This is a genomic window from Sulfurisoma sediminicola (genome assembly GCF_003865015.1).
Taxonomy (GTDB): Bacteria; Pseudomonadota; Gammaproteobacteria; order Burkholderiales; family Rhodocyclaceae; genus Sulfurisoma; species Sulfurisoma sediminicola.
The window spans coordinates 188,803-212,767 of the sequence record NZ_BHVV01000003.1 but is presented as its reverse complement, the minus strand read 5'-3'; the positions used below and the strand labels follow the sequence as shown (position 1 = coordinate 212,767).

The following is a 23,965-nucleotide window of genomic DNA, read 5'->3' as shown; positions in this document are numbered from 1 at the left end:
ATGAATCAGGAAACCGAATTCGGCTACAAGCTTCGCCAAGTCCTCAACCACGGGACAGAGAACCTCGACCGCGATATCACCCGGCGTTTGTATGCCGCGCGGTGCCATGCGCTCGAGCATCACCACGTTTCGGTGCGGGGCATGCAGTTGGCGGGGGTTGCCCACTTGTTCACGGACACCATGCTCGGCCATAGCCGTACGATTGTGGCGGTGCTTGCGCTCGTCGTCGGGGCAACCGGCACCTATGTCTGGAATCAATTTGAACAGGCGGCTGAAAACGAGGAGGTCGATAGCGCGTTGCTGTCGGACGACCTTCCCCCGGCCGCTTATCTCGACCACGGATTTCGCGCATGGCTAGAGCGTTCCTCGCCTTCATCTCAGTAACGCTCTGCCTGCTGCTGCCGCTTCCCGCTTCCGCGGTCGTTCCCCCGCTGTCCCAGCCCACTTGGGTGGAGCTGTCGCCGCAACAGAAGCAGATTCTCGCCCCGCTCGCGGGCGAATGGGACAAGCTAGAGCCGTGGCGCCGCAAGAAGTGGGTCGGCATCGCCCAACGTTATCCCGCCATGAAACCGGAGGAACAGGAGCGCATCCAGCGTCGCATGAAGGACTGGGTCAAGCTTTCGCCCGAGGAGCGCAAAGCCGTGCGCGAACAGTACAAGGATGTCCAGAAGGCCACACCGGAGCAAAAGGAAGCACTCAAGCAGAAGTGGCAGGAGTACAAGGAACTGCCCGAAGACGAGAAGACGCGCCTCAAGGCGGAAGCCGCAGCGAAACCGGTGTCCAAGGGCGCGGCCCGCAAACCCTTGGCACCGCGGGTACCGGCGCCAGCGACCGCGCCGTCTCGCGCCGCACCCGCACCCGCACCAACTGCGACCGGGGCGCCCACCAACCCCGCCGCAACCTCGGTACCGGCGCCGGAGCCCCCCGCTGCGGCGCCCGCGAAGTAGCCTGACACAATCCAGGCCGTGACCGCCGCTCCGTTGCCGGGCATCCGTAGACGACTCGCCAGCCTGCTCTACGAATCGCTGCTGTTGCTCGGCGTCTGGGCGGCGACTTTCATGCTGCCCCACCTTGCGTTGGGCCTGGCCTTCGGCGTCGCATTGCCTGGCCCTGCCCTGCTCCTGCACGTTTTCGCCGTATTCGGAATCTATTTCATCTGGTACTGGAACCACGGTGGCCAGACGCTGGCGATGCAGACATGGAAATTGCAGTTGCGCATGGCCGACGGCAGCAAGCCGCCGTTGTCGCGCCTACTGCTGCGTTATGCCGTGTCCTGGCCCAGCCTGCTGCTCTTCGGTGCTGGCCTGTTGTGGGCCTTCTTCGATCGCGAACGCCAGTTCCTGCACGACCGACTTGCGGGCACCCGCATCGAATTCAAACGCTGAGCCCGTCCGGCCCGGCTCAGCGGCGCTCCACCCACCAGATCAGACCCCAGGCGGCCAGCAGGAACATGGCACTCGGCGTTATCGCTGCAACTGCCGGAATCCAGCCGTTGATGACGCCCAGGCTGGCGAACAGGCCGTTCAATAAATGAAACGCGATGCCGAGCATGATGCCGGCAAACACCTTGACGCTGACCGCACCCATGCGATCCTGCATGTAGGCGAAAGGCAGCGCCAACACCATCATTACCAGCACGGCCAGCGGATAGACCAGTTTCTTCCACAGCGCGATCTCGTAGCGATCGGCCTTCTGCCGGTTCTCGCCGAGGTGTCGGATGTAGGAATAGAGACTGGCGATGGACATTCGCTCCGGAAACATCACCATCATCACCGTCAGGATATCGGGGGTCAGCGAGGAACGCCACAGCTGCTCCTGCGCCCGGGCAACGCGGGCGCGCTCCCCCTCGAACAGCGTCTGGACCACGTTGCCGAGCTGCCAGCTCTTCGGCGCCAGGTAGCGGCCCGTTTCGGCCTCGCTGATCGAGCGCAACTGGAAGGCCGAGTCGAACTCGTAGATTCTCACGCCGCGCAGGGTCGCATCGGGCAAGACCTCGCGCACGTTGACGAAGGAGTTTTCGTCTTTGACCCAAAGACCGGAGCGAAACTCCTGCGCGACTACTGACGACAGCGCCTGCAAACGCAGTTGTTGCGCCTGGCGCTCGGCTGGCGGGGCAATGAACTCGCCGAAGACGAAGGTGATCACGACCATCACGCCCCCGATCTTGACCAGCGCCCGCAGCAGGCCGCGCGTGGAAAGCCCGGAAGCCCTCAGCACGGTGATCTCGGAATGGCGGGCCAGCAGGGTCAGCGCGTAGAGCGTGCCGATCAGCACCGCTATGGGCAGAAGTTCGTACACCCGCACCGGCATGGTCAGGGCCACATAGGCGGCAAGATGCCAGAGGGTATAGCCGGCGCGGCCGACGCTGGGCAGTTCATGGAGGACGTCGAAGAAGCTGAACAGGCCGAGGAAGGCGACCAGGATCAGCGCCGTGGCCGCGTAGATCTCGCGCGCCAGGTAGCGTTCGAATACCCGGAATGACAGCATCAACGCCACAACCTTCCCCACGAGAACACCATCACGCGACGCGAGAACAGCAGAAGCAAGGCGAAGAACATGAACACATGAATCGCCCAGACGCCGACTCCGAAGCTGATCGTGCCCTGGATGACCCAAGCTTGGCTGACGCTGAGGAGATTGCTGTAGATCAGGTAGGTCAAGAGGGCGAACACCAGGTTGTTGGTGCGGCCGCCGCGCGGATTGGCGAAGGAGAGCGGGATCGCGAGCAGCGCCAGATTGAGGGCGGAAAGGGGGATGCCGACGCGCCACAACAGTTCGGCCAGATGGTCGGGCTGACGTTGCTGCAACAGCTCGAGAGTGGAAAGATGCTTGGGCGTCTTGGCGACGCCGCGCAACTCGCGCGACTCCGTGCGCACGGCATAGCGATCGAATTCCATCACCCGGTACTCGGTCGTTCCCGGGGTGCCCTCGTAACGCCTGCCTTTGCCGAGGACCAGGAAGCGGTCGCCATTGGCATGCGTCTCGCTGAACCCCTCGGCTGCGGCCATGACGCCGATACGGCCGTGCTGCACGGTGCTGATGAAAATGTTCCTGACCCGCCCATCCGCGCCAGCGCCACCCTCGACGAAAAAGACGCGCTCGGCGGTTCCGGACTCCTTGAACGCGCCCGGCGTAACCCGCGCGGCATCGTCGCGTTGATCCATCCGGGTTCGGTATTCGGCGCTCTTGTTCAACGCCCACGGCGCCAGAACCAGAGAAAACACCGCGATCACCGCGACCAGCGGCAGCGCAAAGCGCAACACCGGTCCGACCCAGGCGACCAGCGAAACGCCGCTCGACAGCCAAACGGCCATTTCCGAGTCACGATAGGCCCGTGATAGCGCCAGAAGCACAGAAATGAACAAGGTCAGCGACAGCAGGATCGAGAGGTAATTGAGGGCATTGAAGCCCATCAGCGCCACCACGGCCTCGGGAGCGACGCTGCCGCCCGCCGCATCGCCGAGGAGGCGAATCAGCTGGGTGGTGAGCAGAATGGCGAAGAGCGCGACAAATACCGCGACAGCGTTCTGGGTAAATTCGCGCTGGGCAGCGCGCCGGAAGATCATGCGGGCTTTGACGTTTGACAAAAAAACCGGAGATAATTGACCCGAGGCGTTCATGCCCCGGAAAACTAGGATTTCTCCGGATTTCAGACCATCCCAGCGAGGAAATGACCTGTGGAATTTAGCATAAAAAGCGGCAGCCCCGAGAAGCAGCGCAGCGCCTGCGTCGTCGTGGGCGTGTTCGAGCCGCGCAAGCTTTCCATTCCCGCCGAGCTCATCGACAATGCCGCCCGCCAACATCTCTCCGATCTACTCCGACGCGGTGACATGGAAGGCAAGGCCGGATCGACGCTGCTGCTGCACAACGTTCCGGGTACCGAGGCCGATCGGGTGCTGCTGGTCGGACTCGGCAAGGAAAAGGAATTCCGCGAGAAGGAATATCGCAGCGCGGTCGCCACTGCGATCAAGACCCTCAACGAAACAGGTGGCTTCGACGGCACCGTCTTTCTGACCGAACTGCCGGTGAAGAAGCGCGATGTCGCCTGGCGCGTACGGCAGGCAGTGATCGTCGCCCAGGAAACGCTCTATCGCTTCGACCGCCTCAAGTCGAAGAAGGACGACGTGCGCCGGCCACTGCGCAAGGTCACGTTCTGCGTCGAGCGCCGTTCCGAACTGGCTGCCGCCGAAACAGCCCTGCTGCAGGGCGATGCCATCGCCGCCGGCCAGGCGCTGATGAAGGATCTCGCCAACCTGCCCGCCAACTTCTGTACGCCGACCTATCTGGCCGAGCAGTCAATGAGCATGGCCGGCGAATTCGGCCTTGAGGCCGAGGTACTCGAGCGAGAAGACATGGAGAAGCTCGGCATGCACAGCCTGCTCTCGGTCGCGCGCGGCTCGCACCAGCCGCCGAAGTTCATCGTGTTGCGCTACAAGGGCGGCAAGGCCGAAGACAAGCCCGTTGTGCTCGTCGGCAAGGGCGTCACCTTCGATACCGGTGGCATTTCGCTCAAACCCGCACCCGAGATGGACGAGATGAAGTACGACATGTCCGGAGCCGCCAGCGTAATCGGCGCGATCAAGGCCGCCGCCATGATGAAGCTGCCGCTCAACGTCGTCGCCGTCGTTCCCGCCACCGAGAACATGCCTGGCGGCCAGGCCACCAGGCCCGGGGATGTCGTCACCTCGATGTCGGGTCAGACCATCGAGATTCTCAACACCGACGCCGAGGGCCGCCTGATCCTCTGCGACGCGCTGACCTACAGCGAGCGCTTCGAGCCCGACTGCGTCGTCGATGTGGCCACGCTTACCGGCGCCTGCGTCATCGCGCTCGGCCATGTGGTCACCGGTTTGTTCGCCAACGACGACGGCCTCGCCCGCGAATTGCTCGACGCCGGGCAGGAAGCCTACGACCGCGCCTGGCAGATGCCCCTGTGGGAAGACTATCAGGAGCAGCTGCACAGCAATTTCGCCGACATGGCCAATATCGGCGGCCGCCCCGGTGGCTCGATCACCGCTGCCTGTTTCCTGTCGCGCTTCACCAAGAAATATGACTGGGCTCACCTCGACATCGCCGGCACCGCCTGGCGTGGCGGCAAGAAGAAAGGCTCGACTGGCCGGCCGGTTCCCCTGCTCGCCCACTTCCTCATGGCACGTGCCGGCATCGGGGACTGACGCGCGTGACCAAGGTGCTCTTCCTCCACGGCGCATCTGATCGGCTTGCGGCAGCGGCACGCTGGCTGACCGAGGCGACGGTGACGCGCCGTACCGTGCTGGTCTATGCGCCCAGGGAGGAGACGGCCGAGCGTCTCGACCGTCTGTTGTGGACGCAGGCCGCGACGAGTTTCGTGGCGCACGCCCGCGCGGACTCGCCGCTGGCAGTGGAATCGCCCATCGTCATCACCTGCGACATCGGCGCCTTGCCCCACGACCAGGTGCTGTTGAATCTCGGCGACGAGGTGCCGCCCAATTTTGCCCGCTTCGAGGAACTGGTCGAAGTGGTCAGCGGCGACGACGAGGTGCGTCTATCGGCACGCGAACGCTTCAAGTTTTATCGCGAACGCGGCTATGCGCCGGAATCGCGCGACATCGGTGCCTGACATTGAAACCATGAGCGACAACGTCATCGACAAGGCCGATTCGCTGATGCGCCGCCACCGCCCCGTCCCCGCCGGTGATGCGGCAGCCACAGCGGCGAAGTCGGCAGATGTGGATGACCTGCCGGTTCTCACCGAGGTCGTCGCCTCGGCCGACGAGCCAGCACTGTCGCCCTCCATTCGCGATATCGAGGAACTGCTGCGCGAGCGGCTCGTCGCCGCGCTGCCACAGCAGCGCGAACTGTTGCGGCGGGAACTCGCGTCCTGGCTCGACGAGCAGCTGCCACAGCTGGTCATGCGCATCCTCGACGGCATCACCGACCAACTGGTCGCACAAATCAACACCCAGGCACGGATGACGCTGCTGCCCAAGCTACAGGCAGTGCTGGAAGCCGAGAACGAGAAGCCGGCTGACTAGGCGCTACGGAGTTGGCATCGCGGCCGAGGCGACTACGCCGGCGCTTATAATTCCGGGTTTCCCGCCTTCTTCCCCACGCCAACTCATGGAACTCGCCAAGAGCTTCGAACCCGCCGCCATCGAGCGGCGCTGGTACCCCGAATGGGAGGCACGCGGTTATTTCGCCGCCGGTCTCGACACCTCGAAGTCGGACAACTTCTGCATCCTGCTGCCGCCACCCAACGTCACCGGCACCCTGCACATGGGCCACGGCTTCAACCAGGCCATCATGGATGCCCTGACCCGTTATCACCGCATGCGTGGTGCCAACACCCTGTGGCAGCCGGGCACCGACCACGCCGGCATCGCCACCCAGATCGTGGTCGAGCGCCAGCTCGACGCCCAGGGCATCAGCCGCCACGACCTCGGTCGCGAGAAGTTCCTCGAAAAGGTCTGGGAATGGAAAGAATACTCCGGCGGTACCATCACCCGCCAGATGCGCCGGCTCGGCACCAGCCCGGACTGGACGCGCGAGCGCTTCACCATGGATGCCGGCCTGTCGAAGATCGTCACCGAAACCTTCGTCCGGCTCTATCGCGAAGACCTCATCTACCGCGGCAAGCGTCTCGTCAACTGGGATCCCAAGTTGCTCACCGCCGTCTCGGATCTCGAGGTCGTCAGCGAGGAAGAGGACGGCTCGATGTGGGAGATCCGCTATCCCTTCGCCGAGGGTGATGGCGCACTGATCGTCGCGACCACGCGACCGGAAACCCTGCTCGGCGACGTCGCCGTGGCGGTGAACCCCGAGGATGAACGTTACACCCATCTGGTCGGCAAGCATGTCCAACTTCCCCTGTGCGACCGGACGATTCCTGTCATCGCCGACAGTTACGTCGACCGTGAGTTCGGCACAGGCTGCGTCAAAATCACGCCCGCCCACGATTTCAACGATTGGCAGGTTGGCCATCGCCACAGCTTTGCGCCCATTTCCATCCTTACGCTCGACGCCCGCATCAACGAGCTCGGGCCCGAAAAATACCGTGGGATGGACCGCTACGACGCTCGCAAGGCCATCGTCGCCGACCTCGAGGCGCAGGGCCTCCTGGTGTCGACCAGACCGCACAAGCTGATGGTGCCGCGCGGCGACCGCACCGGCGCAGTCATCGAACCGATGCTGACCGATCAATGGTTCGTCGCCATGTCCAAGCCCTGCGCCGATGGCATGTCGATCGCCGGCAAGGCACTCGAATGCGTGGCCGCGGGCGAGATCAAGTTCGTGCCCGAGCAGTGGGTCAACACCTACAATCAATGGCTCAACAACATCCAGGACTGGTGCATCTCGCGGCAGCTCTGGTGGGGACACCAGATCCCTGCGTGGTATTCCGACGACGGCCGGGTCTATGTCGCCCACGACGAGGCGGAAGCCTACGCCCAGGCGCGCAACGACGGTTACACGGGCGGCCTCGAGCGGGACCCCGATGTGCTCGATACCTGGTACTCGTCCGCGCTATGGCCCTTCTCGACCCTCGACTGGACGCCCGAGTGGCCGGCAAAGTCGAACCCCGCACTCGACCTCTATTTGCCCTCTACAGTGTTGGTCACCGGCTTCGACATCATCTTCTTCTGGGTCGCCCGCATGGTGATGATGACCAAGCACATCACCGGCAAGATCCCTTTCAAGCACGTCTACGTCCACGGCCTGATCCGCGACGCCGAAGGCCAGAAGATGTCGAAGTCGAAAGGCAACGTTCTCGACCCGATCGACCTGATCGACGGCATCACGCTCGACGAACTGGTGAAGAAGCGCACCACGGGCCTGATGAATCCGAAGCAGGCCGAACAAATCGAGAAGCGCACGCGCAAGGAGCATCCGAACGGAATTCCCGGCTTCGGCACCGACGCGTTGCGTTTCACCTTTCTCTCGCTGGCCAGCCCCGGGCGCGACATCAAGTTCGACATGAGCCGCTGCGAGGGCTATCGCAACTTCTGCAACAAGCTATGGAACGCCACGCGCTTCGTGCTGATGAATTGCGAAGGCAAGGATGTCGGCCTCGACGATGCTGCCGATTTCGACTACAGCGACGCCGACCGCTGGATTGTCTCGCTGTTGCAGCGAGCCGAGGCCGAGGTCGCCAAGCACTACGCCGATTACCGCTTTGACCTGCTGGCCCGCGCGATCTACGAATTCGTCTGGGACGAGTACTGCGACTGGTATCTCGAACTGGCCAAGGTCAGCCTTCAGTCACCGAGTGAGGCGCGCCAGCGCGCAACGCGTCGCACGTTGGTGCGCGTGCTCGAGGCGACGCTGCGCCTGGCCCACCCCTTGATCCCGTTCATCACCGAGGAACTCTGGCAGTCGGTCAAGGGGCTCGCCGGGCAACAGGGCGAGTCGATCATGCAACAGCCTTATCCTGCAAGTGACGCGGCGCGGATCGACAGCGGCGCCGAAGCACGCATCCGGTTGCTCAAGGACTTGGTCAGCGCCTGCCGCAGCCTTCGCGGCGAGATGAACATGTCGCCGGCGCTGAAGGTACCGTTGATCGCTTCGGGCGATACGGCGACATTGCAGGCGATCGGACCCTATTTGGCTGCGTTGGCCAGAGTGAGCGAAGTCGTCGCGACGGATGTGCTGCCCGATTCCGAAGCGCCGGTGCAAATCGTCGGCCCGTTCCGCCTCATGCTCAAGGTCGAAATCGACATTGCCGCCGAGAAGGACAGGTTGGGGAAGGAGTTGGCGCGCATGGAAGCCGAAATCGCCAAGGCAGAGAAAAAACTCGCCACACCGAGCTTCGTCGAGCGTGCACCTGCCGCCGTGGTGGCGCAGGAAAGAGAGCGTCTCGCGGACTTTGCGGCAGTGCGCGAGAAGTTGGCAAGCCAGCTGGCGCGCCTGGAAGGAAGGGGCTAGCGAAAGCGGAGTTCGAGGAAACTCGGCGCTGGCGCCACGCCGCCCATGTGGCGGCGTGCGCACAGCGTCATCGGCGCGTTTACTTCACGCCGGCAACGTCTTCCATCATCTTTAGGGCCGTGTCCGGGTGGTCGCCGATGGACATGAACTGGCCCATGGTCAGCGACGGGAACGCCAGGGCGGTGCGGAAACGACCGTGCAGAGCCATGACCTTGCCGTCGACGATGAACACTTCCCACGGCAATGCGGCGATATGCTCGGCGCCGCCAACCTTGCCGATCCAACTGCCCTCGCCGTTAGTCTTGTCGTTCATGGCTACGCCGATGACGGCGATCTTCTTGTCTGCGTAGACCAGTTCATAGACCTTGCTCAGGTTGCCGGCCCCCTTGGCGAGGTTGTCGCGAACGGTCTTGAGCGCGGTGTCGAAGTTGCCCCAGTCCTTGACGGTCGAGCGGTCGTCGAAGCGCTCCATGCCGAACATGTACTTGTAGTTGGCCAGATCGTCGGCATCGACTTCACCACCAAAAGGCTTGCCCGCGCCGAACGCCTTTTCCAGCTTGCCGACCACGCCCTTGATGGCGCCCTCGGCCTTGCCGAAGCTCTTGCGCAGATAGGCGCGGCCCCAGTACTCGGGGTTGGCGTAGGACACCGTGCCGTCGGACTTGACGCCGACGCGGATCGGGATGGCGACGACGGCGGTGCCGCCGATGCCCTTCACGGCGTCGGTAAGGCCACTGTCGGTGACGACGATCACGCCGTGGCTGGGGATGCCCTGCGGCTGGTACTTGCCGACGACCGTGAAGCCGGCGCCGGTCAGCTTCTGCTCGGCTGCACTCATCGCGGCCTTGACGCCGCCGCCAGCGACCTTGGCGTCCGGATGAACGAAGGGTTGCAGCGCCCAGGCGGACATGGCGGCGAGCATCAGAACAGCACCCGAAATTAGTCGTTTCATGGAGTCTCCTTTGTTTTAGTGAACGATGATTTTCTTATAAAGCATCAGGCTAAAAAAATCGGCGACGCACAATGCGTCGCCGATTCTAGCGTCAATTGCAGTTCCCGGATTAGAACTTGTTGCTGTACATCAGCTGCCAGTTGGTCTGGCCGTGGCTGGTGGAAATCGCCGGGATCGGCGCTGCGGTGAAGGGAGCCGTGGCGGCCGCCTTGCCCGGGTTGGTGGCACTGACTTCCGGCGCAATGGTGAGCGAGAAATCGATTGCCGAAGACTTGCTCAAGCCATAACCAGCGCCGAACGTGTAGTGATTCGTGACCGTCGCGGGGAACAGCGGGTTCAGGTTGCCATCCGGGATCGGATTGTCGGCGAGGTTCGCACCAATGCGGAGGGTAAGAGCTTCGTCGAACTTGTAGGAGGCGCCGAACTGGAATACGTTCTGGTCGTCCCAGTTCTGGTTGAGACCGAAGTCGATGAACTGGCCGCCCGAGTCGAAGCGCATGGCGAACTTCTGCATCACCTTCGACCACTGAATGTTCTTGTAGTCGGCGGCGAGGAGCCACTTGTCGCTCGCCTGGTAGGACATGCCCACCGCGATGGTTTCCGGCCACTGGAAGTTGATCACGCGCATGTTGCCGCGCATGGACATCTGCTTCGAAGCGGTGCCGGGGCAAACGGCCGCCGAGCACTGGAGGGTCATGGTGGCACTGCCGGCCATGTCGTCCAGCTGGGTGCGTGCGTGATAGACGGCACCGACAGCCATCTGCGGGGTCGCCTGCCACTGGAAGCCGATGTTGCCGGCCCAGCCATTGGTCGTCAGCTCCTGCTGGAACTTGTTGGTACCCTCGGAGGCCGAGATGTGGGCATAGTCCAAGCCGGCAGCAGCCAAGGGGCCAAGGCTGGCGAGCATGGACGAGTTGCCGTTCACGTAACCGATGGCGCGCTTGTTGGCGTTGTTCATGTTGCCCGCCATGGCGGCAAACATGTTGCCGTCAACCGTCATCATGACATCGAGGCCACCCCAGACGTAGTCGATCGAGCCGCCGACACGGAAATTCGGAGAAAAATCGTAGGACAGCGGAAGCAGGAGGCGGCCGAACCCGAGTTCGGAGCGCTGCTCCTGGTTGGTCGGGCCAAAAAGCGCGCCGAGCGAGCTGAAGCCGCCCGAGCTGAGCACAGAGGTCCGCCCCCATTCGGTACCCATGCCGCCTTGGGACATCATGCCGGCGCCCCAGGTCAGGTTGCCGTCCTTGCGCACATAGCCGATCGCAGGCATGTAGTAGGCGTTGCCCGACGAATCGGAACTACCGAAGCTGCCCATGCCGGGGACGCTCACACCGACGCCGACATTGGGATGAAGGCCGCCGATCGCGATGTCGAAACGCTGGGTGCCGCTCTTCATCAGACCCAGGGTCGAGGGGTTGTTGATCATTGCGGCCGTGCCGTTGTCGTAGGCCATCGAGGCGCCGCCCATGCCGGTGGCGATCGGGCCGTAGCCTTCCATGTTCATGCCGTTGGTTGCAAAGGCCGGGGCCGCGAGGCCGGCGACAGTCAGCATTGCAGCGATCTTCTTGAGCTTCATATTTCTCCTCCCGCGACGCAGGGTTCGTTGGATCAATGGGTTACAAACCAAACCTAAACTAACAACTCAGTCCCGATTTCTGGACTGAGGGACTGTCCGAACTATAGTGGGGCAGTGGTCCGCCCGGCAACAGGAAAAGCGCCCCGTGATGGGGCGCTTTTGATTCATGTTGCAAAGAAACAACATCAGATGAAGAGCGTGACGTCGGCCTTCTGCGCCACCGGCAGGAAAGAGGCGGCACCGACGTAGTCCATGCCGTCGACGAAGTCCTCGTGATTGAAGCCGAAGAGCTCAACGGTCATCTGGCAGACGACGAACTTGACGCCGGCCTCCTGCGACAGTTCGCGCAGTTCCTCGATCTTGGCAACGCCGTTGTTGGCGATGGTCTGCTGCATCAACTTGGTGGCGACGGTTTCGAAGCCGGGGATGCCGGCCTGGATGACGTTGGGGATGTTCCAGTTGATGCTCTTAAACCAGTCCGGACCGAAGGGCATTTTCATCGGCATGCCGGGATTACCCAGCGGGCTGACCTTGAGGTCGGAAACATCCTTCTTGACCAGCTGCAGCCCGTAGAAGGTGAAAAAGATGGTGACATCCCAGCCCAGCGCGGCTGCGGTCGAGGCAAGGATGAAGGGCGGATAGGCCCAGTCCAGGGTGCCCTTGGTGGCGATGATGGCCAACGAGGGGGTCTTGGAGTCCTCGAGTTCCTGCAATTTCTGCGGCAGGATTTCGTCGAGGCGCTGGCGGATCAGATCGTCGATGACGGCAACTTCGGGGGTGGCGCCCATGGTGTCCTCCTTAGACATTCAGATTGACGCGGCTGTTGTGGAAATCGCCCGTCACGCGGTATTGCGGTATTGCAGGAAAATCCCGACGTTCGGGCGGATTATTCTTGGATCCCGATCGTGCGGCACGCTGGCCCGTGCCGTCAGACCCGGGCCAGCGAGGGAAAATTACTTGCGCTTGATGAAAAACTCGAATTCCTTGTTGTTCTCGGCGCTGGAGAGAAGCTCGTTGCCGGTCTGCTTGGCGAACGCCTGGAAATCCTTGACCGAACCCGGATCGGTCGCCAGGATGCGCAGGATCTGGCCGGGCGTCAGCTCGGCCAGGGCCTTCTTGGCGCGCAGAATGGGCAGCGGGCAGTTGAGGCCGCGGGCGTCGAGTTCTTTGTCGAAATTCATTTCGTTTCCTCGCAGAGTGTGTTGTGGGTGAAGGGTAAAACGAACCGTTGTTAGCGGCGCCGAGCCAAGCCGGCGCCCGGAAATTAAGTACGCGATGATATTCCGACGCGGCCAACCTTAGCAACCATCATCGCTGTTGCAATGCAGCAGTCGAGGCGGCCGAATCAACCGATGGCTTGGTAGTAGAGATTCTGCGGATGATTGGCTTGGGCAAAGAAGAACCAGCGCTCCGCCATCAGCCCCAGATACTGCACCACGAAGGCAATGAGCATCAGGCCCAGCGCGCCGACGCCGGTGAGGGCCGTGGCCAGGAGCAGCGCCGGAACGACAAAGGCCAGCAAGAGGAATATCCACTTGATCGAACGGAGGAAGCCGACGCTCTTGCCATGAAAGAATTCGCGGGTGTTGAAGGAACTGCCCATGAAGCCCTGTGCCTTCTGCACGATCTTGGGATGCTTGATGCCGATGGCCGACTGCAATGTCGACTTGGGCTTCAGGCGGGCATTGCGGACCAGCGACGCTGCGCGACTGACCAGGCCAAGCAGGGTGATGATGGCCGCCCAACCGGCGAAGAAGCGCACCAGATCGGGCGCGGCAGCGGCGGCGAAGACGGTCGCCAGCGTGAAGCCCGAGGCCCCGCCGAGCAGGATGTAGTTGATGACCGTCAGCGATGAATGCCATTCGCGCAGGAAACGCAGGCAGGCGTAGATCATGCCGGTGCAGACATAGAGCGCAAACGCCAGCACCCAACCGACAGCACCGATCACCACCGTGAGATCGATGGCGATGCCGCCGGGCAGCGTCGCCACCACCGGCTTGAAGTCGAACAGGTGCGCGATGCCGTAGAGAAACACTGTGCCCATGAAGGCCGGCAACACGATCACTTCGCGCGACAGCCACGATGTGCGCCATTGCGTCGCAGACCGCCATGCGCGCTCGGGTCGACCGAGATGGAAGAACGAAGCCACCAGGCCGCCGATCAGGAACAGCAGGGCGATGAGGCTGCCATGAGCGTAGAAGGCATGGCCATCCTGCTTCGGCAGCAAATCGAACAGGGCATAGGACTGGGCGGTGAACAGCGCCAGGAACAGGCCCTGACCGACACCGATGAGAGTAGTGAGGAAGATGACAGAGAATGCTGGATGCATGAAAACCTCGATTACCAGGAGGTGACGTCGTCGAGCGAGGGCTCGGACTTGCTCGGCTTGGGCAGCAGGCCGTCGATCTTGAGCGGGTTGTCGGCACGCTCGATTTCGTCGTGACGCAGGCGCAGCTTGGTCTTGCGCCGCGGCAGGTAGTGGTTGGCCGGGCTGGTGCCCCACTCCGGCATCAGCTGGTAGCCGCCGGCTTCGCGGATGGCGTGGCTGACCTCCGATTCCGGGTCATGGATATCGCCGTAGAGGCGAGCACTGGTCGGGCAGGCGCGCACGCAAGCCGGGCGACGCTCCTCCTCGGTCATGTTGGGATCGTAGATGCGATCGACGCAGAGAGTGCATTTCTTCATCACCTTCTGCGACTCGTCGAACTCGCGCACGCCGTAGGGGCAGGCCCAGGAGCAGTACTTGCAACCGATGCACTTGTCGTAATCGACGAGAACGATGCCGTCCTCCTTGCGCTTGTATGACGCACCCGTCGGGCACACCGGCACGCAGGGCGGATCTTCGCAATGGAGACAGGACTTCGGAAAATGAATGGTTTCGGTGTTGGGAAATTCGCCGACCTCGAAGGTCTGCACGCGGTTGAAGAAGGTGCCGGTCGGATCCTTGCCGTAGGGGTTCTGGTCGACCATGGGGCCGGCATCGCCGGATGTGTTCCATTCCTTGCAGTTGGTGACGCAGGCCTGGCAGCCGACGCAGACGTTGAGGTCGATTACTAGGGCGAGCTGAGTCATTTGTTTTTCCCCGCGAAGAAATTCCAGACGCTCTTGCGCTCGGGCTGGCCGGGATAGGGCTTCATGGTTTCAAACTGCGGCGAAGTCTGCTCGGGCTCGCCCGCCTCGGCCTTGTAGATGCGGACGCGCACGTCGTACCACGCCGCCTGGCCCGTGATCGGGTCGGAGTTGGACAACTTGCCCGGACCGGCCTTGTCGACGCTTGCCGGCAGCTCCTCCGAGATCACGTGATTGAGCAGGAAGCCGCGCTGCGACTCGTTGGCATCCGGCGTCAGGTTCCAGGCACCGGCCGCCTTGCCGATGGCGTTCCAGGTCCATACCGTGCCCGGCTCGACGGCCTCGGAATGTTTGGCCATGCAGCGCACCTTGCCCCATTGCGATTCGACCCAGATCCAGTCGCCGTCCGCGATTCCTGCGACGCGCGCCGTGTGGGTGTTCACGTACAGATAGTTGTGGGTGTGGATCTGCCGCAGCCAGGCATTCTGCGAGTCCCACGAGTGGTACATCGCCATCGGCCGCTGGGTCACTGCGCACAGCGGGTACTTGTGCTTGTCGGATGCCTGCGACTCCAGCGTCTCGTAGTAGAAGGGCAGCGGATCGAAATAGGTCTCGATGCGTTTCTTCAGGTGTTCCGGGGGCTTGCGCGTGGGGCCTTTGCCCTGCGCGGCCGTGCGGAACTTCTGCAGAACCTCGGAATAGATGTGGATCAGGATCGGTTCGGCGTAGCGGGTGACCCGGTTGCGCTGCGACCATTCGAGATAGCCCTTGTTCCAGTTGCGCATGTACTGGTAGCTCTTGGGCAGTTCGTAGTGGAAGACGCAGTCGTTCTTGGCGTACATCTCCCACTGGTTCGGGTTTGGCTCGCCACGCAGCATCTTCTCGCCGCCCTTGCCCCGCCAACCGGCAAGGAAGCCGATGCCCGAGCCCGGCTCGGTCTCGTAATTGACGATGAAGTCCGGGTAGTCGCGGTACTTGCGGCTGCCATCCTTGTTCACGAACACCGGCAGCTTGAGGCGCGCGCCGATCTCGATCAGCACTTCCTGGAACGGCTTGCACTCGCCGGTCGGCGGCACCACCGGGATGCGCACGGAATCGACCGGGCCGTCGAACTCGGAAATCGGTCGGTCGAGAATCGACATGACGTCGTGGCGCTCGAGATAGGTCGTGTCCGGCAGCACCAGGTCGGCGAAGGCCGTCATCTCGGACTGGAAGGCGTCGCAGACGACGAGGAAGGGAATCTTGTATTCGCCATCCTCACCCTTGTCGTTGAGCATCTTGCGGACCTCGACGGCGTTCATCGTGGAATTCCACGACATGTTGGCCATGAAGATCAGCAGCGTGTCGATGCTGTAGGGGTCGCCGCGCCAGGCGTTGGTGATGACGTTGTGCATCAGACCGTGCACCGACAGCGGATACTCCCAGGAGAAGCCCTTGTCGATGCGCACCGGCTGACCCTGCTCGTCGACGAAGAGGTCGTCGGGATCGGACGGCCAGCCCAGCGCCAGGCCATCGAGCGGGTGATTCGGCTTGACCGCCAGCGGGGTGTTCGGCGTGCGGGCACAGGGCGGAATCGGACGCGGGAACGGCACCTTGTGGCGGAAGCCGCCCGGGCGGTCGATGGTGCCGAGCAGTGACATCAGGATGGCCAGCGCGCGGATGGTCTGGAAACCGTTGGAATGCGCCGCCAGGCCGCGCATGGCGTGAAATGAAACGGGGTTGCCGGTCACGGTATCGTGCTCGTTGCCCCAGGAGTCGGTCCAGTTGATCGGCAGTTCGATGCGCTGGTCGCGGGCGGTGACGCCCATCTCTCGCGCCAGGCGACGGATGGTGTCGGCCGGGATGCCGGTGATGCCGGCGGCCCAATCCGCCGTGTAGTTCTCGACGCGCTCCTTCAGCAGCTGGAACGCAGGCTTGACCGGCGTACCGTCGCGCAGCGTGAACTCGCCGAAGAGATAGGGGTCGGCACCGGCCTGATGGGTGACGACAGCCTTGTCGGTATTGCGGTCCCACCAGAGCTTGTCCTGCGGGTCGTAGCAGGCCTCCTCTTCCGGCACCTCGGTGCGCAGGAACATGCCGAACTCGTCGCTGTCCTCATTGACGTTGATCAGTTGACCGGAGTTGGAATACTTGACCAGGAAGTCGCGGTCGTAGAGGCCGAGCGCGATGATCTCGTGAATGATCGCCAGCAGCAGCGCGCCGTCGGTGCCGGGACGGATGGGCACCCATTCGTCGGCGATGGCCGAGTAGCCGGTACGCACCGGGTTGATCGAAATGAAGCGGCCGCCGTCACGCTTGAACTTGCCCAACGCCATCTTGAGCGGATTGGAATGATGGTCTTCGGCGGTGCCGATCATCACGAAGAGTTTCGATCGATCCAGATCGGGCCCGCCGAACTCCCAGAAGGAACCGCCGATGGTGTAGATCATGCCGGCGGCCATATTGACCGAGCAGAAGCCGCCATGCGCGGCGTAGTTGGGCGTGCCGAACTGGCGGGCGAACAGGCCGGTGAGCGCCTGCATCTGGTCGCGGCCGGTAAACAGCGCGAATTTCTTCGGGTCGGTGGCGCGGATCTTGGCCAGGCGCTCGGAGAGAATGGTGAAGGCCTCCTCCCAGCTGATCGGCTCGAACTCGCCGAGGCCGCGCTCGGCGCCGGCCTTTCGCCGCAGCGGCCGCGTCAGTCGGGCCGGCGAATACTGCTTCATGATGCCCGAGCTGCCCTTGGCGCAGATCACGCCCTTGTTGAGCGGATGGTTCGGGTTGCCATCGATGTAGCGAACCTGCCCATCGCGAAGATGGACGCGCACGCCGCAACGGCAGGCGCACATGTAGCAGGTGGTGTTCTTGATCTCCGTAACCGGAGCTGGTGCGGGGGAGGCTTGCATGGGCGACGGGCAAACGGTAAATTAGAACCTAGCGATATTCTTACAAAATTTGATCCAGATCAACAAGCGGAAAGTTTTTATTTTCGGATAAGCTTCCCCATCCCTTTCCGCAAACAAGGTTAGAGGCCAACCCATGAACACAACCATCCCCGACTTCACGGAGCGGGAAAAACAACTGGTCAAACAGTGTCTGCGGGAACGCTACGGCCAGGACATACCCATTGAGGTTGCCGATGCCGAACTGATGCTCGACCAGCTCACCGAGGCGCTCGACACCTGCCCGACCGTGATCTGGGATCAACGCGGCGCCCACTTCGTCGTATTTAAGACCGGCGATAGCCGTTTCCGCTGCCAGTTCTATTACACCGAAGCCCAGCAGTTCGGCACCGGCAAGGACGAGTACGACAACCTGGGCGACTGCGTGATCACCCTGCTGCAGGTGCAATCCGACCACGAACGCGAAAAGGCCGGCATGCGTTCGGGCATGAACGCCGTCGATTTCAGCAAGGCCAACGACGGCGAGGAATACTTCGGCCCGCTGATCGTATGACCCTCGACCGCGCCCGCGAACTGCTCGCCCGCCAGGTGAGCTTCGGCGGCGGCTACCAGCGCAACGGCGCCCGCCTGGTGCTGGCCGAAGTTGCGCACGAACACGGCCAGGCCGCGGTGGATCGGCTGATCATCGAACTCGGCCTCGACAGCGTTTTCGGTTTCGCCGTTGGCGAGCACTTCACCATCCCCGGACAAAAATGAAAATCTGTATCGTCTCCGACAGCCACGATCGCGCGCAGCACTTGTCGGCCGCCGTCGCCGACGCCAAGGCGCAAGGTGCCGAAGCCGTGATCCATTGCGGCGACATCATCGGCGGCAACACCTTGCGTGCCTCGCTCAAGCTCGGCCTGCCGATGCACGTGGTCCATGGCAACAACCTCGGCGATCCCGTCGCTATCGGGCGGCTGGCCTGCAACTCCGACGACCTGCTGCACTATCACGGCCACGACGCCGGCATTACCCTGGGCGGGCGGCGCATCTTCATCACGCACTATCCTCACCTAGGCCGCGGCATGGCCTGCACCGGCGATTACGACGTCGTCTGTTGCGGTCACAGCCACGAAGCGCTGATCACCCAGGAGCCCAACATCCTCGGCGGCAAGACCTGGCTGGTGAATCCGGGCACCGTCGCCGGCATCGCCGGCGCGCCGGCGACATGGATACTCGGCGACCTCGACTCCCTGAGCTTCGAACTCTGCCGCACGCCGACCTGAGCGGAAACAAAGCGGCGCTGGCGCCACGGCGCACTGCATCAGGCGCCGCCAACCCCGCAAAACGCTCAAATTTGCGAGCCCTATCCGGCGATAGGAATTTTTTTCCAAAAAACTTGATTTCGGCCGGTTTGCCCACAGAAGGCCGAGAGTAGAATCGACGCGTTCAATCCGAACACCCGAACACTCTTCATCGGAGGCTCGATGTGACGGCTTCAATCGCTACAGGCCAGACGATCCTCGTCGTCGGCGGCGGCATCTCCGGCATGACCGCTGCCCTGGAGGCCGCTGAATGCGGCAAACAGGTCATCCTGGTCGAAAAGACCCCCACGCTCGGCGGCCGCACTGCCCAGCTCTATCGCTACTTCCCCAAGATGTGCCACCCGACTTGCGGGCTGGAGATCAATCTCAAGCGCATCAAGGGCAACCCCAACGTGCGCGTGATGACCATGACCGAGGTCACGGCCGTCGCCGGTAGTCGCGGCAACTACGCCGTGACGCTGAAGGTCGCGCCACGCTACGTCAACGAAAACTGCACGGCCTGCGGCGACTGCGGCAAGGCGGTGACCAGCGAGGTGGCGGACACGTACAACTACGGCGACGGCAAGACGGGCGCCAAGGTCAAGGCGGCCTACCTGCCACACGCCATGGCCTACCCGCAGCGCTACGTCATCGACCCGTCGATCGCCGGCACCGCCGAGGGCGAAGCCGCCAAGGCTGCCTGCAAGTACGGCGCGGTCGACCTCGGCATGAAGGATGAGAACGTCCAGCTCAACGTCGGCGCCGTGGTCTGGGCGACCGGCTGGCGTCCCTATGACGCCAACAAGATCCAGCCCTACGGCTACGACCGCTACGCCAACGTGATCACCAGCGTCGAGTTCGAGCGTCTGGCCGATCCCCATGGCCCCACCGGCGGCAAGATCCTGCGTCCCGGCGACGGCAAGGAAGCCAAGGACATCGCCTTCATCCAGTGCGCCGGCTCGCGCGACGAGAACCACCTGCGCCACTGCTCGCGCATCTGCTGCATGGCCTCGCTTAAGCAGACCCAGTACGTGCGCGAAGCCTACGGCGACGCGGGCAAGTCGACGATCTACTACATCGACATCCGCGCCATCGACCGCTTCGAGGATTTCTACCAGATGGTGCAGAAGGACGCGACCGTCAGCTTCGTCAAGTCCAAGGTCGCCCGCATCGCCGAGAACAAGGAAAACGGCAACCCGGTGCTGCATGGCGTCGATACCGAGGGCTACCATCGCTACGCCACCGAGCACGACCTCGTCGTGCTGGCCGTCGGCATGGAGCCGGAAGTCACCGGCGTCAAACTGCCTGACGACATCGTCCTCGACTCCTCGAACTTCATCGAGGGTTCCAAGGACGGCGGCATGATCGGCGCCGGCGCGGCCTCCAGCCCGCTCGACGTCAACCGCGCGGTGCAAAGCGCCACGGCGGCCAGTCTCAAGGCTATCCAAGTGATCCATAAAACTGCTTCGACGGAGGCCGCGTAATCATGGCCGACATTAAATACGCTGCATACATCTGCTCCGGCTGCGGCATCGGCGACAAGATGAACGTCGCCGGCCTGGAGAAGGTCGCCAAGACCGAAGGCAAGATGGCGGTGATCAAGAATCACCCCTTCCTCTGCAACGCCGAGGGCGTGCAGATGATCAGGGACGACATCGCCAACGATGGCGTCACCCACCTGTGCATCGCCGCCTGCTCGCGCCGCTCCAAGGCCGAGGCCTTCAGCTTCCCCACCGTCGCCGTCTCCCGCGCCAACCTGCGCGAGGGCGTGCTCTGGGTCGTGGCCGAAGGCGCCGACCATGACGAGGTCCGCCAGGAAATGGCCGAGGACTACGTCCGCATGGGCTGCGCCGAAGTCAAGAAGATGAAGCTGCCCGAGGGCAACCCCAACAAGGGCGACGCCCAGAACAAGCGCATCATGGTCGTCGGCGGCGGCATGTCCGGCATGACCGCGGCGCTGGCCGCGGCCGAAGCCGGCTACGAGGCCGTGCTGGTCGAGAAGACCGGCGCGCTCGGTGGTTTCGCATCCAAGCTGTGGAAGCGCGTGCCCTTCAGCAGCCCCTACGCCGAGCCCCAGGCCACCGGCGTCGAGGAGATGGTCGCCAAGGTCACCGGCAACGCCAAAATCAAGGTGCATCTGAACACGACGGTCGCCGAGACCGGCGGCGCGCCGGGCCGCTTCACCGTCAAACTGGCGCAGGAATCGGGCGCCGTCAGCGATGAAACCGTCGGCGCCATCGTCCAGGCCAGCGGCTTCACTCCCTACGACATGGCCAAACTGCCCGAACTCGGCGGCGGCCAGGCCAACGTGGTCGACCAGGCCGGGCTCGAAGCTCTGGCCAAGACGGCCAACGGCGGTGCCATCAAGCGTGCCGACGGCAAGGAAGTCAAGTCCGTGGTGTTCGTGCAATGCGCCGGCCAGCGCGACGAGACAGGTACCCACCTCTCCTACTGCTCCGGCCACTGCTGCGCCACCAGCATCAAGCAGGCGATGTACTTCAAGGACGCCAACCCCGACGTCGACACCGTGGTCATGTACACCGACCTGCGCGTGCCGGGTATGGGCGAGGACTTCTACCGCAGCGCCCAGCAGAAGGGCGTGATCTTCACCAAGGGCAAGGCCTCCAAAGTCAGCGGCGGCGATTCCTGCAAGGTCGACTTCACGGACCTGATCCTTGATGAGCAGACCTCGATCGATGCCGACCTGGTGGTGCTCGCCACCGGCCAGGTGGCCAACGCCGGCGTCAATCTCGATGCCTGGACCGAGGTCAACACCGCGGCCGAGGGCGGCAACGAGGAGGCCAAGGTCCAGCGTACCGAGATGAAGACGATTTCCGTCCTCAACCTCAACTATCGCCAGGGTCCGGACGTGCCGCAGTTCAAGCATGGCTTCGCCGACTCGCACTTCATCTGCTTCCCCTACGAGACGCGCCGCACCGGCATCTACGCCGCCGGCCCGACCCGGCGTCCGATGGACATGCTGCAGGCGACCGAAGACGCCACCGGCGCCGCGCTGAAGGCGATCCAGGCCGTCGAGAACGCTTCGCAGGGCCGCGCCGCGCATCCGCGCGCCTGGGACCTGTCGTTCCCGAGCGCACGTCTCGAAGGCTGCACCCAGTGCAAGCGCTGCACGGTGGAATGCCCGTTCGGTGCCATTGACGAGGATGAGAAGCGCTTCCCGGTCTTCAACGAGCAACGCTGCCGCCGTTGCGGCACCTGCATGGGCGCCTGCCCGGTACGCGTGATTTCCTTCGAGAACTATTCGTGCGACACCGTCGGCATGCAGATCAAGGCCGTCAATGTGCCGGACGAGGACGAGGAGAAGCCGCGCATCCTGGTGCTGGCCTGCGAGAACGACGCCTACCCGGCGCTCGACATGGCCGGCGTGCAGCGTCTGACCTACTCGGCCTACGTCCGCGCCATCCCCGTGCGCTGCCTCGGCTCGGTCAACACCATCTGGATCACCGATGCCCTCAACGGCGGCTACGACGGCGTGATGATGATGGGCTGCAAGAAGGGCGACGATTACCAGTGCCACTTCGTCAAGGGCTCGGAGATGGCCTCCTACCGCATGAGCAAGATCGGCGACACCCTGAAGCAGATGGGCATCGAGTCCGAGCGCGTGGTGACGCACGAAGTTGCCATCACCGACAATGCGCGCGTGGCCAAACTGATCGACGATTATGTCGCCGAACTCGACAAGCTCGGCCCCTCGCCCATGAAGGGCTTTGGCTAAGAAGGAGCGGATGACAATATGAGCAACGCAAACCAACAAGCCGTCGCGCGCTACAAGAACAACTTCCTCAAGGAAGTCGAGGAGCGCGTCGAAGAGGGGCACTGGGTCAAGATGTGCATGCAGTGCGGCGTCTGCGCGGGCTCCTGCCCGCTCGGCCCCGCCTGGGAGCATACGCCGCAGAAGATCTTCATGATGATCCGCGCCGGCAAGCGCGACGAAGTCCTGCAATCCGACTCGATGTGGATGTGCACCTCGTGCTACAACTGCATCGCCCGTTGCCCGCGCAAGCTGCCGATCACCCACATCATGCATGGCTTGGCCAACTACGCGCACCGCCTCGGCATCGCTCCCAAGGGCCAGCCGACGCGCGAGTTCGCCGTGATGTTCTGGAAAAACCTGACCAAGCGCGGCCGCACCAATGAGCTGATGCTGACCCTGTCGCTCTACTTCGCCAACGGCATCGGCCCCGGCATCCAGACGGCGATGAACATGCAGAAGATCGGTCTCGGCATGGTGCTTGCCGGACGCTTGAACCCGATGGAGATCTTCGGCGGCCATAGCGTCAAGGACCTCAAAGGCTTCCACGCCGTGCTGGCCAAGGCGAAGGAAATCGAAGACCGCAAGAAGGGCTTTGCCGCCTAAGACCCGACGGAGAGAGAGAAATGGCGAAAAAGGAATATGCGTTCTACCCCGGTTGCTCGTCGCAGGCCAAGTCCTCCGCCGCCAACTACCTGACCTCGGTCACCGCGATGTGCGACAAGCTCGACATCAAGCTGACCGAGATTCCCGACTGGAACTGCTGCGGCGCTTCCATCGGCTACGCCGAGGGCGGCGAACTGCCGCGGCTGGCGATCAACGCCCGCAACTTCGCCCTGGCCGAGCAGCACCTGCCGGGCCAGGACATCGTCGCCACCTGTGCCGCCTGCTGGCTCGGCGCGCGCGAGTCCAAGGAGCGTCTTGACCACACCGCGCAGTTGATGCAGGAAACCAACGAGGCGCTCGCCGCCGCCGGCCTCAAGTACGAAGGCAAGGTCAAGGTGCGCCACATGGTCGAAGTGCTGATCGAGGACCTCGGCTACGACGCCATCAAGGCCCCCGTGGTCAAGCCGCTCGAGGGTCTCAAGATCGCCGGCTACGTCGGCTGCCAGACCAACCGCCCCTTCGGCATCGACGGCGAATCCTTCGAAAATCCGAAGTATCTCGACAAGTTCATCGAGGTGCTGGGCGGCGAACCGCTCGAAAAATACGAGCAGAAGGTGGCCTGCTGCGGCGGCGCCCTCGCCTTCTCCGAGCCGGAGAAGTCGCAGAAGCAGATCCGCGACATCGTCGAGTCGGCGCTGGACCACAAGGCCGAGCTGATCGTCACGCCCTGCCCGCTGTGCCAGGCCAACGTCGAGGTCTACCAGTCCGAGATCAACCGCAAGCACGGTACCAACTTCGCCGTGCCGGTGGTGTATTACTCGCAGCTGATGGCCGTCGCCTACGGCAGCAGCGCCAAGGACGCCGGCCTCAATGGCCAGCTGATCCGCACCGAAGCGCTCGAAAAGATCGCCAACAAGTAAG

23 protein-coding genes are annotated in these 23,965 nt (G+C 63.1%); 14 read left to right on the top strand and 9 right to left on the bottom strand.

The genetic code is table 11. The features are described 5' to 3' along the window. From EJE94_RS07355 to EJE94_RS07345, 3 genes are read left to right on the top strand one after another with little or no spacing between them, the layout of a single operon-like run. Nucleotides 1-384: a DUF3619 family protein gene (locus tag EJE94_RS07355; protein ID WP_121242431.1), complete on the top strand. Its 384-nt coding sequence runs from the start codon at nucleotides 1-3 to the stop codon at nucleotides 382-384. Next, a complete protein-coding gene (locus tag EJE94_RS14940; RefSeq protein WP_121242813.1) occupies nucleotides 351-947 on the top strand; it encodes a DUF3106 domain-containing protein in 597 nt (198 codons plus the stop codon). The genes EJE94_RS07355 and EJE94_RS14940 overlap by 34 nt, the downstream gene beginning before the upstream one ends. A gap of 9 nt (nucleotides 948-956) precedes the next feature. Then, nucleotides 957-1,385, top strand: coding sequence for an RDD family protein (locus EJE94_RS07345; RefSeq protein ID WP_121242432.1), 429 nt, complete (start codon nucleotides 957-959; stop codon nucleotides 1,383-1,385). A gap of 16 nt (nucleotides 1,386-1,401) precedes the next feature. Here EJE94_RS07345 and lptG read toward each other — a convergent pair whose 3' ends face one another. Both lptG and lptF read right to left on the bottom strand, forming a co-directional pair. After that, nucleotides 1,402-2,487, bottom strand: a complete 1,086-nt coding sequence (gene lptG / locus EJE94_RS07340; protein WP_121242433.1) for an LPS export ABC transporter permease LptG — start codon at nucleotides 2,485-2,487, stop codon at nucleotides 1,402-1,404. Further along, the gene (lptF, locus tag EJE94_RS07335; RefSeq protein ID WP_243642552.1) at nucleotides 2,487-3,620 is read right to left on the bottom strand and encodes an LPS export ABC transporter permease LptF; all 1,134 of its coding nucleotides are present in this window, start codon (nucleotides 3,618-3,620) and stop codon (nucleotides 2,487-2,489) included. Before lptF ends, lptG begins: the two co-directional genes overlap by 1 nt. A 57-nt stretch (nucleotides 3,621-3,677) precedes the next feature. Here lptF and EJE94_RS07330 point away from each other — a divergent pair, with 57 nt between their 5' ends. The 4 genes from EJE94_RS07330 to EJE94_RS07315 all read left to right on the top strand — a co-directional run bounded on the left by EJE94_RS07330 (nucleotide 3,678) and on the right by EJE94_RS07315 (nucleotide 8,898). Then, nucleotides 3,678-5,174: a leucyl aminopeptidase gene (locus EJE94_RS07330; RefSeq protein WP_121242435.1), complete on the top strand. Its 1,497-nt coding sequence runs from the start codon at nucleotides 3,678-3,680 to the stop codon at nucleotides 5,172-5,174. A gap of 5 nt (nucleotides 5,175-5,179) precedes the next feature. Continuing rightward, the gene (locus tag EJE94_RS07325; RefSeq protein WP_121242436.1) at nucleotides 5,180-5,599 is read left to right on the top strand and encodes a DNA polymerase III subunit chi; all 420 of its coding nucleotides are present in this window, start codon (nucleotides 5,180-5,182) and stop codon (nucleotides 5,597-5,599) included. A gap of 10 nt (nucleotides 5,600-5,609) precedes the next feature. Beyond that, the gene (locus EJE94_RS07320) at nucleotides 5,610-6,014 is read left to right on the top strand and encodes a hypothetical protein (protein ID WP_121242437.1); all 405 of its coding nucleotides are present in this window, start codon (nucleotides 5,610-5,612) and stop codon (nucleotides 6,012-6,014) included. A gap of 85 nt (nucleotides 6,015-6,099) precedes the next feature. Next, on the top strand, nucleotides 6,100-8,898 hold the full coding sequence (locus tag EJE94_RS07315) for a valine--tRNA ligase (protein ID WP_121242438.1): 2,799 nt from the start codon (nucleotides 6,100-6,102) through the stop codon (nucleotides 8,896-8,898). 79 nt (nucleotides 8,899-8,977) lie between these two features. Here the strand turns inward: EJE94_RS07315 and EJE94_RS07310 are convergent, their stop codons facing one another. The 7 genes from EJE94_RS07310 to EJE94_RS07280 form a co-directional block, all read right to left on the bottom strand. Further along, a complete protein-coding gene (locus EJE94_RS07310; protein ID WP_243642551.1) occupies nucleotides 8,978-9,850 on the bottom strand; it encodes a hypothetical protein in 873 nt (290 codons plus the stop codon). Between the two features lie 109 nt (nucleotides 9,851-9,959). Beyond that, nucleotides 9,960-11,429, bottom strand: a complete 1,470-nt coding sequence (locus EJE94_RS07305; protein WP_121242439.1) for an OmpP1/FadL family transporter — start codon at nucleotides 11,427-11,429, stop codon at nucleotides 9,960-9,962. A 185-nt stretch (nucleotides 11,430-11,614) separates the two neighbouring features. After that, on the bottom strand, nucleotides 11,615-12,217 hold the full coding sequence (gene dsrE2, locus EJE94_RS07300; protein WP_121242440.1) for a sulfur carrier protein DsrE2: 603 nt from the start codon (nucleotides 12,215-12,217) through the stop codon (nucleotides 11,615-11,617). 165 nt (nucleotides 12,218-12,382) lie between these two features. Continuing rightward, nucleotides 12,383-12,610, bottom strand: a complete 228-nt coding sequence (locus EJE94_RS07295) for a sulfurtransferase TusA family protein (protein WP_121242441.1) — start codon at nucleotides 12,608-12,610, stop codon at nucleotides 12,383-12,385. Nucleotides 12,611-12,774: 164 nt separating this feature from the next. Next, nucleotides 12,775-13,758 (bottom strand): dimethyl sulfoxide reductase anchor subunit family protein, encoded by a 984-nt coding sequence (locus tag EJE94_RS07290; RefSeq protein ID WP_121242443.1) that lies wholly within the window; start codon nucleotides 13,756-13,758, stop codon nucleotides 12,775-12,777. Between the two features lie 11 nt (nucleotides 13,759-13,769). Further along, nucleotides 13,770-14,501 carry a 4Fe-4S dicluster domain-containing protein gene (locus EJE94_RS07285; RefSeq protein ID WP_121242445.1) on the bottom strand — a complete coding sequence of 244 codons (732 nt, stop codon included), beginning with the start codon at nucleotides 14,499-14,501 and terminating at the stop codon, nucleotides 13,770-13,772. After that, on the bottom strand, nucleotides 14,498-17,383 hold the full coding sequence (locus EJE94_RS07280; protein ID WP_121242447.1) for a molybdopterin oxidoreductase family protein: 2,886 nt from the start codon (nucleotides 17,381-17,383) through the stop codon (nucleotides 14,498-14,500). Before EJE94_RS07280 ends, EJE94_RS07285 begins: the two co-directional genes overlap by 4 nt. 133 nt (nucleotides 17,384-17,516) lie before the next feature. Here EJE94_RS07280 and EJE94_RS07275 point away from each other — a divergent pair, with 133 nt between their 5' ends. The 7 genes from EJE94_RS07275 (at nucleotide 17,517) to EJE94_RS07245 (ending at nucleotide 23,964) form a co-directional block, all read left to right on the top strand. Continuing rightward, entirely contained in the window at nucleotides 17,517-17,933 is a 417-nt protein-coding gene (locus tag EJE94_RS07275) for a hypothetical protein (RefSeq protein WP_121242449.1), read from the top strand. Then, the gene (locus EJE94_RS07270) at nucleotides 17,930-18,136 is read left to right on the top strand and encodes a hypothetical protein (protein WP_121242451.1); all 207 of its coding nucleotides are present in this window, start codon (nucleotides 17,930-17,932) and stop codon (nucleotides 18,134-18,136) included. The genes EJE94_RS07275 and EJE94_RS07270 overlap by 4 nt, the downstream gene beginning before the upstream one ends. Continuing rightward, nucleotides 18,133-18,648: a metallophosphoesterase family protein gene (locus EJE94_RS07265; RefSeq protein ID WP_121242453.1), complete on the top strand. Its 516-nt coding sequence runs from the start codon at nucleotides 18,133-18,135 to the stop codon at nucleotides 18,646-18,648. The genes EJE94_RS07270 and EJE94_RS07265 overlap by 4 nt, the downstream gene beginning before the upstream one ends. A gap of 203 nt (nucleotides 18,649-18,851) precedes the next feature. Further along, nucleotides 18,852-20,150 carry a CoB--CoM heterodisulfide reductase iron-sulfur subunit A family protein gene (locus EJE94_RS07260; RefSeq protein ID WP_121242455.1) on the top strand — a complete coding sequence of 433 codons (1,299 nt, stop codon included), beginning with the start codon at nucleotides 18,852-18,854 and terminating at the stop codon, nucleotides 20,148-20,150. A gap of 2 nt (nucleotides 20,151-20,152) precedes the next feature. Then, nucleotides 20,153-22,402 carry a hydrogenase iron-sulfur subunit gene (locus EJE94_RS07255; protein WP_121242457.1) on the top strand — a complete coding sequence of 750 codons (2,250 nt, stop codon included), beginning with the start codon at nucleotides 20,153-20,155 and terminating at the stop codon, nucleotides 22,400-22,402. An 18-nt stretch (nucleotides 22,403-22,420) separates the two neighbouring features. Then, a complete protein-coding gene (locus tag EJE94_RS07250) occupies nucleotides 22,421-23,044 on the top strand; it encodes a 4Fe-4S dicluster domain-containing protein (protein WP_121242459.1) in 624 nt (207 codons plus the stop codon). A gap of 20 nt (nucleotides 23,045-23,064) precedes the next feature. Next, on the top strand, nucleotides 23,065-23,964 hold the full coding sequence (locus EJE94_RS07245; protein WP_121242461.1) for a CoB--CoM heterodisulfide reductase iron-sulfur subunit B family protein: 900 nt from the start codon (nucleotides 23,065-23,067) through the stop codon (nucleotides 23,962-23,964). Nucleotide 23,965 lies beyond the last annotated feature (1 nt).

Coding starts and splice junctions, on each gene's coding strand:
- EJE94_RS07270 (WP_121242451.1), top strand. CDS start 17,930: ATGACCCTCGACCGCGCCCGCGAACTGCTCGCCCGCCAGGTGAGCTTC.
- EJE94_RS07280 (WP_121242447.1), bottom strand. CDS start 17,383: ATGCAAGCCTCCCCCGCACCAGCTCCGGTTACGGAGATCAAGAACACC.
- dsrE2 (WP_121242440.1), bottom strand. CDS start 12,217: ATGGGCGCCACCCCCGAAGTTGCCGTCATCGACGATCTGATCCGCCAG.
- EJE94_RS07285 (WP_121242445.1), bottom strand. CDS start 14,501: ATGACTCAGCTCGCCCTAGTAATCGACCTCAACGTCTGCGTCGGCTGC.
- EJE94_RS07310 (WP_243642551.1), bottom strand. CDS start 9,850: ATGAAACGACTAATTTCGGGTGCTGTTCTGATGCTCGCCGCCATGTCC.
- EJE94_RS07250 (WP_121242459.1), top strand. CDS start 22,421: ATGAGCAACGCAAACCAACAAGCCGTCGCGCGCTACAAGAACAACTTC.
- EJE94_RS14940 (WP_121242813.1), top strand. CDS start 351: ATGGCTAGAGCGTTCCTCGCCTTCATCTCAGTAACGCTCTGCCTGCTG.
- EJE94_RS07290 (WP_121242443.1), bottom strand. CDS start 13,758: ATGCATCCAGCATTCTCTGTCATCTTCCTCACTACTCTCATCGGTGTC.
- EJE94_RS07275 (WP_121242449.1), top strand. CDS start 17,517: ATGAACACAACCATCCCCGACTTCACGGAGCGGGAAAAACAACTGGTC.
- EJE94_RS07255 (WP_121242457.1), top strand. CDS start 20,153: ATGGCCGACATTAAATACGCTGCATACATCTGCTCCGGCTGCGGCATC.
- lptF (WP_243642552.1), bottom strand. CDS start 3,620: ATGAACGCCTCGGGTCAATTATCTCCGGTTTTTTTGTCAAACGTCAAA.
- EJE94_RS07315 (WP_121242438.1), top strand. CDS start 6,100: ATGGAACTCGCCAAGAGCTTCGAACCCGCCGCCATCGAGCGGCGCTGG.
- EJE94_RS07245 (WP_121242461.1), top strand. CDS start 23,065: ATGGCGAAAAAGGAATATGCGTTCTACCCCGGTTGCTCGTCGCAGGCC.
- EJE94_RS07305 (WP_121242439.1), bottom strand. CDS start 11,429: ATGAAGCTCAAGAAGATCGCTGCAATGCTGACTGTCGCCGGCCTCGCG.
- EJE94_RS07320 (WP_121242437.1), top strand. CDS start 5,610: ATGAGCGACAACGTCATCGACAAGGCCGATTCGCTGATGCGCCGCCAC.
- EJE94_RS07265 (WP_121242453.1), top strand. CDS start 18,133: ATGAAAATCTGTATCGTCTCCGACAGCCACGATCGCGCGCAGCACTTG.
- lptG (WP_121242433.1), bottom strand. CDS start 2,487: ATGCTGTCATTCCGGGTATTCGAACGCTACCTGGCGCGCGAGATCTAC.
- EJE94_RS07295 (WP_121242441.1), bottom strand. CDS start 12,610: ATGAATTTCGACAAAGAACTCGACGCCCGCGGCCTCAACTGCCCGCTG.
- EJE94_RS07355 (WP_121242431.1), top strand. CDS start 1: ATGAATCAGGAAACCGAATTCGGCTACAAGCTTCGCCAAGTCCTCAAC.